Here is an 11,566-nt window from a genome sequence, read left to right as displayed (position 1 = left end):
AATCGCTTTCCGCTGGGAACCGATTAAACAATTAATGTTCCGTACCTCATACAGTACTGGTTTCCGAGCACCAAGCTTATATGACATCAATGCCCCTCAAAGCAAAACTTATACGGGGGCTCGCTACGATGACCCTGTGCTATGTCCAAACGGCAAGGCTATATCACCTCAATATCAAACTGAATGTAATACCCAATTCTACCGTACTCAAGGGGGCACAAAAGACTTACAACCAGAAGAATCAACCTCGGTTACTGCGGGTTTTGTTTTAGAACCAATCAAAAATTTAGTGTTCTCTGCTGATTATTACAACATCAAAATTGATGGGCTAATCAACAGCATCGGTGAAGCAATGATTTTCGGTGATCCTGAAAAATATGCAGATCGCTTCATTCGAGGGGCTGATGGTCGATTGGAATATATCAACAGCGCACTAACAAATATGGGTGGAGTTAAAACTGAAGGTATTGATTTAGCGCTAAATTATCTTTCACCGATGACTTCTACTGGTCGTTTTGGCTTCGGTATTGATGGCACATATGTTATCAAATACGACCGTCAAGAAGAGAAAGGTGGTGCATGGGAAGGTTATGTTGGTAAATACGATGATCCAGCAATCTTACGTTGGAAACATGTTGCCAATCTTAACTGGAGCTACGAAAACTGGAAAATGGTCTTCGAGCAAGAGTTCTACCGTGGCTATAAAGATCAAAACCAAATTGGTGATGAGAAATATGATAATCACCGCGTAAGTGACTATACCCTGTACAACGTTTCAGGAACGTATAAAGGCTTTAAAAATCTAGAATTAACTGCTGGTATCAAAAATCTATTTGATGCTGAACCTTCTGCTTCGAATGTGCTCGATAACTTCCAATATGGTTATGACCCTCGCTATAGCGACGTAACGGGACGTGCATATTTCCTCAGAGGCACTTATAAATTCTAAAACTCTAACCACTGCAAGATGTTCCTTTTTGTCTTGTAGTGGTTCAACGTAATCCTGATGTCTATATAAGATAAAAATTGCTATCAAGATTTTCAATCTAGCCTAAATACTTTTATATAACTCAGCGATTACATTTTCAGGAGCAATTATGGGCATACCCTTTGCTGAAAGTGAAAATCAATCTACCAAACGTCTCGTCGGACTTGGTCTAGTTTTATTTTTACATCTTGTGATCGCCTATATTTTAGTAACAAGTTTAACCACTGATTTTACTAAACCAGTCGAGAAGCCTGTAGAACTTCAGATTATTCAAGATATTGAACCGCCACCACCACCTCCTCCACCCAAACCTGAGGAAAAACCACCTGAACTACCCAAAATGGTTGAAAAAGTGGCAAAAATGCCTGATCCGCCTAAGCAGGTGGAGAAAGTAACGCCTGTTGCAAAACCAACACCTACACAACCAACCAAAACTTCAGTGGCAACACCTGCACCTGTCACAGCGGCTTCTCCAAGCCCTAGCCCTGTTGCTGCTCCAGTTGCAGTTGCTGCTCCCCCAGCACCTGCAAAACCAGCTGGAATTTCACGAGGCGTTTCAGAAGGTGAAGCTGGTTGTAAAGAGCCTGGTTATCCACGTGAACAGGAAATGGCTGGTGAAGAAGGTACTGTGCGTATGCGCTTACTTGTGGATAGCTCGGGCAAAGTAATCGATGCAAAAGTCAAAAAATCGAGTGGTGTACGTGAGTTAGATAAAGCCGCGACCAAAGCTTATAGCTTATGTAGCTTCACACCAGCGATGAAAGATGGTGTACCTCAACAAGATTGGTATGAAATCGAATACACATTCAAGATTTCTTAATGAATATAGAAGTGAATTAAACAATTTTTTGGAGAATTTAAAATGAATAAAACTGTAAAAAAAATCTCTCGATTTGCTGCGATTGGTCTTATCTCAACCAGCACCCTGCTTCCAATTAGTTCTGTTTGGGCTGAAGAAACCACGCAACCCACAGCTGTAACTACGGTCGCGACTGATGCAACAACACAATCATCACCAACACCACCACCTCTTCCAGCGACTGAAGAAAAAGTGCATAACCCTTATGGCTTAGAAGCTTTATGGCGTGAGGGTGATCTCGTTGCAAAAACAACCCTATTCATCCTTGTTTTAATGTCAATTGGTACGTGGTACATCATCCTTTCAAAACTATTTCAACAAAGCAAAATCAAACGCCATGGTACTGAAGCTGAACGTAACTTTTGGGAAGCTGATACGTTAAATAGCGCAAAAGAAAGCTTAGATCCTAGCAGCACGTACCGCTATATCGCTGAAAAAGGTATTCACTCAACCAAACATCATGATGGCACCTTATTAGAACGCATTGATTTCAACACATGGGTAACGATTTCGATTCAACGTGCGATTGATAAAGTACAAAGCCATTTAGGTAACGGCTTGGCATTCCTTGCAACAGTGGGTTCAACTGCACCTTTCGTTGGATTATTTGGAACAGTTTGGGGAATTTATCACGCATTGACTGCGATCGGCATTTCAGGACAAGCATCTATTGATAAAGTTGCTGGGCCTGTGGGTGAAGCATTAATCATGACCGCAATTGGCTTAGCTGTCGCTGTACCTGCAGTACTTGGTTATAACTGGCTGACTCGTCGCAATAAAGCTGTCATGGACAATGTCCGTTCATTTGGCTCTGACTTACATGCAGTTTTACTCAGTGGCGAATTGCGCAGCAATCCTGTCAATCGTGATTCTAAATAAGGAATACGATTATGGGCATGATGATAAATTCAGATCAAAGTGATGATGATGTGATCGGCACCATCAACACCACTCCGCTTGTGGACATCATGCTGGTGCTTTTGATTATCTTTTTAATCACTGTTCCAGTGGTCACACATACAGTTCCTGTAAAGTTACCTGAAGAAAAGAATACGCCTTACGCCACCACCCCTCAAAATATTCAACTTTCAGTCAACAAAACTGGCGATATTTTTTGGAATGAACAATACGTTGCAAATAAAGAAACTTTACTTGCTCATTTACAAGTTGAGGCACAAAAGCGCCCGCAACCTGAAGTTCATATTCGTGGTGATCAATTGACACACTACGCTGCAATTGATCAGGTAATTAGCACCACCCAACAAGCGGGTATTGGCAAAATCGCATTTGTCACTACTCCACCTAGTTCACCTTAGTCAGACGATAAGGAGTTAGTCATGGGTATGAATGTCGGACCAAAAAGTGGCGAAGATGATGTGATGCTCGATGTCAACATGACACCTTTAATTGATGTCATGCTGGTGTTATTGATTATGTTCATCATCACAATTCCAATCCCAAACAATGCCATTAATATCAATTTACCTAATGGTGCACCACCGCCACCAACCGATCAGAAACCACCTGAAACCATCAACTTAAGAGTGGATGCACAAGGTCGTATTTTCTGGAACGATCAAGCTGTTGCTGATCGCCAAGCATTGAAGGTTTTGTTTAAATCTGTTGCGCAAAAAGCTGATCAGGATCAGATCAAGTTTAAACCTGATCCTCAAGCTGAATATAAAAATATTGCTATGGTGATGGCATTAGCTCAGCAAAGCAAAGTCACTAAAATAGGCATCGTGAGTAATAACTAGAAAAATAAACTCTAACTATTAAGCTTCACAATTCTAAGTTCCTCCTGTGCTAACAAGTCCGCTTGTTAGCTTTTTTCATTTAATTTCACTAATGACTATTGGGAGAACCAAACTATTTACTTTATATCCTTTCGGTTTGTCATTGCAGGCATTTCCCGTCACCGTAGTTTTCACAACATAAGGCGAATACGGCATCACGTTTAAATAACCCGTATTATCTGATCCAGTACGACAATCCTCTGCATCAAGTTTTTCGTCATAGCGACCAGCATTAGAAGACTCTTGAACTTCAGTAATCAACTTGGCATTCCATTGGCTCAAATAAACTAAACTTTTAGTAGCTTCAACAATTCCTTGTCCCGAACCAGCACTTTCGATTTCAACCAGTTCAATCGATTTACCTTTATACATCGTTGGATGAACTTTAAATGTATTCGATTGACCACCAAACTCTTTTAAAATTTTTGCTTGTTTGAGCTTTGGTCGAGTCAATACATAACCCGCCCAAAAGTTACGCCCAGCATTTTCAAAACTAACACCAGACAAATAAGCTTCTTCGCCAGAAATTAATTTTACTTTTTCCGTGTGATCAATCTGAATGGCTTGCTGAGGATTCGCATTTGAATCTTGTAAATTAGTGATCCAATTAATGATGGTTTTATCTGCGGGTACAGTAGCTTGAGTAGTCGAGATCAAACCTGACAAGCATAGTGTTATAAAAACAAAATTCTTCTTATTCATTGTTATTCACCTTAAGTTTATGAATTAAATCGCTTATAAAATCCATTAGCTATCGTAACTTAGTCTTCCCAAGCCCACCCACTCATAGCAAATCTTCTTACTTTTCAAAGATAAAAAGTAACATAAATCTTTTGTCAGACTGACGGTACGACCTGAGCAATTTCAAAGCAAGGCTTTGAAAGCAGCGCAAGGCAGTCTAACTTGGCGACATCCTTGCCGCCCTCCACGATCACAGATATTTACTAGACAATAAATACCTAAAGTTAGTTAAATTTTTCCAACTCAATCCATTGAGCATCAGGAAAATGCTTTGCCAAATAAGCTTTTAAATAATCCGCTGTATCTTTAGAAATAAGTGGATCTTTCGATTCATCTTTTAAGTTATATACCAAAGCATGCAAACTCAAACCACGATGTTTTAAAGCTTCTAAACTCAACAATGTGTGGTTAATGCTTCCCAAACGTCCAGAAGTCACCAAAATCACAGGAAATTGATGTTGAGCAATATAATCAATGGTCAATAACTCTGTGGTTAAAGGCACCATTAAACCGCCCGCACCCTCTAATAGCACCACATCAAAACGCTGAGCAAGCTCTTTAGTTGAAGCTTCGATCTTGGCAAAATCTAACTCACGCCCATCTAAACGTGTAGCTAAATGTGGTGAAGCTGGATAAGTGAAAATTTCAGGCATGGTCAATTTTTCATGATCTTCCTGAAACCAGCCACTCCCCATGATTTCACGGTGTTTTTCGATGTCTTCAGACACATCGACATTGCCAGTTTGCACCAACTTCTGGGTGATAACACGCTTCCCTTGTTCGGTCCAAAGTTTGGCGAGATAACCTGTGGCATAAGTTTTCCCAATTTCTGTATCAATACCGCTGACAAAATAAATTGCTGCACTCATGCTTTTCTCCGCGCAATCACGTAAATCGGATGATAAGTTAGGCGAAAACCTTGCTCATCTTGAAACTGTTGATAATCAGAATAAAACTGCTGTAAAGATTGCTTGGTCCAACGATGTGACTTTGCTGTTGCAGTCACCCCCGTCGCTTTTAGATGATGCAGCACTAATTTAGGATCATCAAAATATAGATGTTTTTGTTCTTCTTGTATAAACACAACCTCAAAGCCATTTTCTTCAAGTTTCTGTTTCAATACGTCACTGGAATAATAATTTAAACCTTGCCCAGTCAGCTTTTTGATTTCAATTAAATTATTTTCACCAAATGTAGAGAAACCCAAATAGCTTTTCGGTTTTAAAGCATCATGAATTCGTTGTAATAACGCAGGTAGATCAGTCATCCATTGTAAAGCTGAACTTGAAATCATCGCATCCAATTCTGATGGTAATTCAAGCTGTTCAATATCTCCGATCAACCAAGCTATATTTTTAATCTTTGAAAAATGCTGTTCAACATCCTCATAAAGATCATTTAAAAATAATTGATCAAACTGGAAATGAGTCTGAAATAAATGCGTTAAGTTACCCGACCCACAACCGATCTCAAGTACAGAATCAAAAGTATTAGGACAATACGCTTTCAGATATTCAAATAACTGTGCACTGATCTGCTTTTGCACTACAGCATGCTCAACGTAACTTTGCCCTGCTTTAGCAAAACGTTGAGCGACTAAAGCTTTATCGACACTCACAAACATTCCACCAATTTTTCTAATTCAGCTTTTTGAACCATAGACGTTAATGAGATACGTAAACGTGAACTATTTTGCGGTACTGTTGGCGGTCGCACAGGCATGGCGTAAAAACCTTGTTGCTGAACATAACGTGCTTTTTCAATCGCTGCATTACTTTCGCCGACAATGATTGGAATAATATGGCTACTCGATGGACTTGAAAAACCTTTTGCAATCACCGCCTTCTGTAAAAAATGACTGATCTCAGCCAAGTGCTGACGCTGCTGCTGCATATTTAAAACTTTATTAAAGATAAAGTCAGACCATGCCATCGAGATTGGTGGTAACGCTGTGCTGAAAATCAAAGGACGCATTTTATTAATAAGATAATCACGGATGATAGGATCACAAATAATATAACCGCCAATTGAAGCAATCGCTTTGCCAAAAGTCCCAACCAGGAAATCAATCTGATGCAATACGTCATATTGCTCAGCACAACCTAGTCCTTGCCCACCTCTCACACCGATGGCATGAGCTTCATCAACATACAACATGGTTTTGACAAAACGTTGCTTTAACTGCGCCAGTGCCGCTAAATCCGTTTCATCTCCATCCATACTAAAAATACTTTCAGTCACCACAATAATACGTTCAACTTGCTCATCTTGTTGATACTTTTGCAATAACTGTTCCAAATGCTGCAAATCATTATGACGATAACGCACATATTGAGCATTCGATAGACGAATACCATCAATCATACTGGCATGAACCAGTTTATCCGCCAAAATCACGGTTTTACTATCAGCTAATGCAGGCAAAATACCGATATTCATGTGGTAGCCGCTATTGAAAAGCAAGGCAGCGCGACCAAAAGCTTTGCTTAGGCTATTTTCAAATTGCTCGTACTCTGCAAAATTACCAGTCAACAAACGCGAAGAAGAAGAACTAAATAACGCCCGTTCTATTTTAAGCGTATCGAGAAATTCTTCTCTTAAACTTAAATCAGCGGCTAAACCTAAATAATCATTGGATGCCAAATTCAACATGGTTCGATCTTGAATGGTAATCCATCGTCCCTGCTGTTGATTTGAAGTAAATTGGCGAAAATTACCTTGCTGTTTAAAGTTGTCAAGCTGCTCAGCATAATGATCAAGCAAGGACATTAGCATGTGCTCCTTGCATATTTTTCACCACTTCACTCATCTGCACTAATAAGTAATTTAGCTCATCATCGGTGATCACATACGGTGGCATCACGTAGACCAATTTTCCAAATGGTCGCACCCAAATACCACGTTCAACAAACTGCTGCTGTAAGCTTTTCATGTCAACACTTGAGGTTAATTCAACCACACCAATTGCACCTAATACACGGACATCTGCAACATGATCAAGTTCTGCTAAATCACTTAATTGCTCAACAAGAATCTTTTCAATACGTTGAATATTGCTCTGCCAATCTTGTTCAACTAATAATTGAGTACTTCTTAGAGCAACAGCACAAGCTAAAGGATTGGCCATAAAAGTTGGACCATGCATGAACACGCCAGCTTCGCCACGACTAATGGTTTCAGCTACTTGTTTAGTCGTTAATGTTGCAGATAATGTCATATAGCCTCCAGTCAAACCTTTACCGATACACATGATATCGGGTTCAACTTGTGCATGCTCCCAAGCAAACATTTTGCCTGTACGCCCAAAACCTGTTGCGATCTCATCAAAGATCAACAACAAATTGAATTGCTGACATAATTCTTTGGCTTGGCGCAAATACTCAGGATGATAAAAACGCATCCCTCCCGCACCTTGCACAATTGGCTCAATAATGAGTGCAGCAATACTGTGATAATGCTGTTCGATCTGTTGTTTGAGTTCTTGAATATCTTGTGGATTCCACTCTTCATCAAAGCAACTTTGTGGCGCGGGTACAAAGATTCGATTCGGTAAACTTGAGCCAAAAATCTGATGCATTCCCGTAACAGGATCACATACAGACATCGCATTCCAAGTATCACCATGATAGCCAGAACGTGTAGTAATAAAATTGGTTTTCTCAGGTTGATTCAATGCAGCCCAATATTGAACTGCCATTTTTAAAGCCACTTCAACTGAAACTGAACCTGAGTCAGCATAGAAAATTTTATCTAAACTCGGAGGCGTAATTTTTAATAAGAGTTTACCCAATTCGATTGCAGGTTCATGCGTCAAACCACCAAACATGATATGCGCCATATTTTGCAATTGATCAGTAATGGCTTTATTGAGTTCAGGGTGGTTATAACCGTGAATCGCACACCACCATGACGACATGCCATCAACCAAAGTTCGACCATCCTCTAGTTCGATGGTTGCACCATAAGCACGTTTCACTTTAAAAGTTGGCAGTGGATTTAACATCGAGGTATATGGATGCCATATATGTTCTAAATCAAATAAATCGGTCATCCATACTTCCTCATTGGTTAGATAAATATTGCTTTTAGGGGAGAGCTGCCTTGTGCTCATTTATTCTGGTATTAGCCTTCGGCTGGACCTACTTTTCTTTCGGGAAAAGTAGGCAAAACCATTTGTCATCCACAAAACCTGTTCACTTCTGGTGCCCATCCAAGAGTATCAACTCATCCATATTCATCACTTTTACTATCACCACGCAGGTTGTGGATGACGCTATCGAGTATCAATTTGTGGGAAAACTCTTATAAAAGAATTTGCAAACATCTTAAACTTGTCAAAATCTAAAATATATTGCGAGAACTTTCATTTCAAGCAAGATTGAACGTTGAGTAAATAAAATCTTCAATTACTTGCACAGTCTGCTCCACCATAAAACATGGAAAACCATGAGAAGCATCATCAATAGAAACAACAGTTAGATTTTTTGCAGCTAAATTCTGGATATTTTGAACAACTTGGTAAGGAACCAAAGCATCATGCTCAGCAAATACATGCAACTGTCTGCCTTGATAATTTTCATACCAATCAACCAAATTTAATTGCCCCAACAACTGCAACCCATCCCTAAGCAATGCAATCGCTTGTGGCCGTATCAATTTTTGCATAGCTAAGAAATCTTTTTTAGCCGAACTTGTACCTTGACAGACCAATAAGCCAAAACGTTTTAATGTGGTAATCGCATCCTGTTCGAATGACTGTTTAAACTGAATAAAAGTTTCAACTGGCATGGCTGTCGTCCAATTAGTTTGAGCAACAAAACATGGATTCGATGCTAGAGTGATTAACAGCTTCTGTTCATCATATTGCAGTTGAATTTGGTTGACTAATAGTGTTGCTAGTTGACCTCCCAACGACCATCCCACGATGACATCGAATTTCACTGCAAGTTCGACATGCTGCTGCAAAACTTCATTATCGAGAGCATTAAAAATATTAATCCGCTGAGCGAAATACCCCTTTTGTTCTAAAACATCATGTAAAGGTTTTAATATTTCGGCACCACCACCCCAGCCAGTGATGAGTAAGATTTTTTTAGACAATGAGATACCTGTCGATTGCATAATCATTTTGTATAAAACATCGCATAAATTGGTTATTTTTCCTAGCGAGGTCAACTCGATTTGCTAAAATATGACCTATCACACTTTGAGATCAAAATGATGAATACGATAAAGTCCAAAGTTCTTATCGTTTGTAGCACACTTATGTTGCTCGGATCAGCGAGTTCAAGCTTTGCTCAAACCTCTATTTTCTCTAAACAAAATACCGCTCAAAAAGAATGGGTTGGACAGTCTGCACCAGATTTCAAACTGCAAGATCAAAGTGGGAAATGGCATACGTTAAGCCAATACAAAGGCAAATGGATTGTGCTTTATTTTTATCCAAAAGACGATACAGCTGGTTGTACCCAAGAAGCCAATCAATTTAAATCGCTTTATCCTCAGTTTTTAAAATCTAATGCTGTGGTACTCGGTGTGAGCTTGGACGATGTCGCATCACATCAGAAATTCTCAAAAAAACTAGGACTTCCTTTCCCAATTTTGGCTGATGATAAAGGCGACCTTGCTGGAAAATTTGGCATTGTTCGAAATCTAGGTATTACCAAAATTGCCAAGCGAGAGAGTTTTTTAATTAATCCTCAAGGTGCCGTCATGTATCATTACACGAGTGTGAATACACAGACACATGCCGATCAAGTATTGAAAGATTTAAAAAACTTACAGAAAAAATAGAATAGCAAATAAAAAACTCAGCATATGCTGAGTTTTTTTAATTCACAAATCTTAGATCTGCGATTGAATATAATTCTGTAAACCAATCAATTCGATCAAACGTAGTTGCTTTTCTAACCAATAAGTATGATCTTCTTCTGTGTCAGAAAGCTGCTGACGCAACATATCACGGCTAATAAAATCGCCTTTTTCTTCGCAGAGTTTAATTCCTATCGCCAATTTTTCACGTACATGATATTCAAGTGCTAAATCGGCTTTTAAACAACTTACCACATCAGTACCCACATTAATGTCTTCACGGTTCATGTTTGGTTGTGCACCTAAAAACAGAACACGGCGAATAATGGCATCTGCATGTGAGGCTTCTTCTTGCATTTCATGATCAATGCGTTCATAAATTTTGCTCAAGCCCCAATCTTCATACATTCTTGAATGAATTAAATATTGATCACGAGCAGCCAACTCACCGCCAATGAGCATATTTAAATAGTCGATGACTTCTGGATTGCCACGCATAATACTTACTCCTTTCGAATACAAGTATTATGAGCAACTTATAAGACATTTGCAAAAAATTAATTGTGTAAGTTTATGATTTTTATAAAATTAAAATGAGAAACATACGCATTTACAGTTCTAATTCGCATAATTTGTTTAGATAAAATAAGCTCTTGCGGATTTATTGCCCCATTCGAAGCGGTAAAGTTACATCATTTTGTATTATTTGATTTTTGTAACGATTAACAATACTTCTTATTTGAAAGCGGAATTGATCAAAAAAACATTAAAAATGACTGGTCAGCTGTTGTTTGTTTGAGCAAAATTCGCTAAATATCTTCAATCACAAAAATGATTAGGAAAAAAAATGGATAAAAGTAAAGCAATTCTAGTCACGGGTGCGACGGGTTATATTGCAGGCTGGATTATAGAACGCTTACTCAATCAAGGTTATAAAGTTCACGCAACCGTTCGAGACCCCTCAAAAAAAGATAAAATCCAACATCTCTATGACCTCGCTGAAAAATCATCAGGTGAAATTCACTTTTTTAAAGCAGACTTACTTGAAGCACATTCATTTGATGAAGCTATGAAAGGCTGTGAGGTTGTCATTCACACTGCGTCCCCTTTCGTAGTGACCAATTACAAAGATGCCGTTAAAGACATTATCGAACCTGCTGTGAAAGGGACAGAGAATGTACTAGACAGTGTGAACCGCACTGTTTCAGTAAAACGCGTTGTTGTGACCTCAAGTATTGCATCAACCTACGGTGATGCGATTGAGATTCAAAATACTGCTCATAATGAATTTGATGAGAGCCACTGGAATAATAGCAGCAGTGAAACTCACCAACCATATCCATATTCAAAAGTGGCTGCCGAACGTAAAGC

The 11,566-nt window shown here is 39.1% G+C and carries 14 protein-coding genes; 7 read left to right on the top strand and 7 right to left on the bottom strand.

Annotated features, from left to right (window positions below; all coding sequences use genetic code 11):
* The 5 genes from A2003_RS05715 to A2003_RS05695 form a co-directional block, all read left to right on the top strand.
* The coding region (locus A2003_RS05715) for a TonB-dependent receptor domain-containing protein (protein ID WP_286686945.1) at positions 1-949 on the top strand (949 nt) is incomplete at its 5' end.
* 148 nt (positions 950-1,097) lie between these two features.
* A complete protein-coding gene (locus tag A2003_RS05710) occupies positions 1,098-1,808 on the top strand; it encodes an energy transducer TonB (RefSeq protein ID WP_286686944.1) in 711 nt (236 codons plus the stop codon).
* Positions 1,809-1,850: 42 nt separating this feature from the next.
* Complete coding sequence (locus A2003_RS05705; RefSeq protein WP_100833349.1) at positions 1,851-2,726, top strand: MotA/TolQ/ExbB proton channel family protein; 876 nt, start codon at positions 1,851-1,853, stop codon at positions 2,724-2,726.
* An 11-nt stretch (positions 2,727-2,737) separates the two neighbouring features.
* Positions 2,738-3,163 (top strand): ExbD/TolR family protein, encoded by a 426-nt coding sequence (locus A2003_RS05700; RefSeq protein ID WP_286686943.1) that lies wholly within the window; start codon positions 2,738-2,740, stop codon positions 3,161-3,163.
* Positions 3,164-3,184: 21 nt separating this feature from the next.
* A complete protein-coding gene (locus A2003_RS05695; protein ID WP_286686942.1) occupies positions 3,185-3,604 on the top strand; it encodes an ExbD/TolR family protein in 420 nt (139 codons plus the stop codon).
* A gap of 75 nt (positions 3,605-3,679) precedes the next feature.
* Here A2003_RS05695 and A2003_RS05690 read toward each other — a convergent pair whose 3' ends face one another.
* From A2003_RS05690 to A2003_RS05665, 6 genes are all read right to left on the bottom strand, one after another.
* Positions 3,680-4,345: a hypothetical protein gene (locus A2003_RS05690; protein ID WP_286686941.1), complete on the bottom strand. Its 666-nt coding sequence runs from the start codon at positions 4,343-4,345 to the stop codon at positions 3,680-3,682.
* 263 nt (positions 4,346-4,608) lie between these two features.
* Positions 4,609-5,253, bottom strand: a complete 645-nt coding sequence (bioD, locus tag A2003_RS05685) for a dethiobiotin synthase (RefSeq protein ID WP_286686940.1) — start codon at positions 5,251-5,253, stop codon at positions 4,609-4,611.
* A complete protein-coding gene (gene bioC / locus A2003_RS05680; RefSeq protein ID WP_286686939.1) occupies positions 5,250-6,008 on the bottom strand; it encodes a malonyl-ACP O-methyltransferase BioC in 759 nt (252 codons plus the stop codon). The genes bioD and bioC overlap by 4 nt, the downstream gene beginning before the upstream one ends.
* Positions 5,999-7,153, bottom strand: a complete 1,155-nt coding sequence (locus A2003_RS05675; RefSeq protein ID WP_286686938.1) for an 8-amino-7-oxononanoate synthase — start codon at positions 7,151-7,153, stop codon at positions 5,999-6,001. The genes bioC and A2003_RS05675 overlap by 10 nt, the downstream gene beginning before the upstream one ends.
* A complete protein-coding gene (bioA, locus tag A2003_RS05670; protein ID WP_286686937.1) occupies positions 7,140-8,435 on the bottom strand; it encodes an adenosylmethionine--8-amino-7-oxononanoate transaminase in 1,296 nt (431 codons plus the stop codon). The genes A2003_RS05675 and bioA overlap by 14 nt, the downstream gene beginning before the upstream one ends.
* A gap of 317 nt (positions 8,436-8,752) precedes the next feature.
* Positions 8,753-9,511 carry an alpha/beta hydrolase family protein gene (locus A2003_RS05665; protein WP_286686936.1) on the bottom strand — a complete coding sequence of 253 codons (759 nt, stop codon included), beginning with the start codon at positions 9,509-9,511 and terminating at the stop codon, positions 8,753-8,755.
* A 90-nt stretch (positions 9,512-9,601) separates the two neighbouring features.
* Between A2003_RS05665 and A2003_RS05660 the strand changes: the two genes are divergently transcribed.
* A complete protein-coding gene (locus tag A2003_RS05660; RefSeq protein WP_004952578.1) occupies positions 9,602-10,177 on the top strand; it encodes a peroxiredoxin in 576 nt (191 codons plus the stop codon).
* A 51-nt stretch (positions 10,178-10,228) separates the two neighbouring features.
* Here the strand turns inward: A2003_RS05660 and ftn are convergent, their stop codons facing one another.
* Positions 10,229-10,693, bottom strand: coding sequence for a heteropolymeric bacterioferritin subunit Ftn (ftn, locus tag A2003_RS05655; protein ID WP_286686935.1), 465 nt, complete (start codon positions 10,691-10,693; stop codon positions 10,229-10,231).
* Positions 10,694-11,042: 349 nt separating this feature from the next.
* On the opposite strand from ftn, the gene A2003_RS05650 reads away from it, so the two are divergent.
* Positions 11,043-11,566 (top strand): NAD-dependent epimerase/dehydratase family protein (locus A2003_RS05650; protein WP_286686934.1); only part of this gene is annotated, 524 nt, incomplete at its 3' end.

Origin of the sequence: Acinetobacter sp. GWC1_38_13 (assembly GCF_001767535.1) — a bacterium.
Lineage (GTDB): Bacteria > Pseudomonadota > Gammaproteobacteria > Pseudomonadales > Moraxellaceae > Acinetobacter > Acinetobacter junii.
The sequence above is the reverse complement of the archived record's forward strand: the minus strand, read 5'-3'. Positions and strand labels throughout refer to the sequence as shown.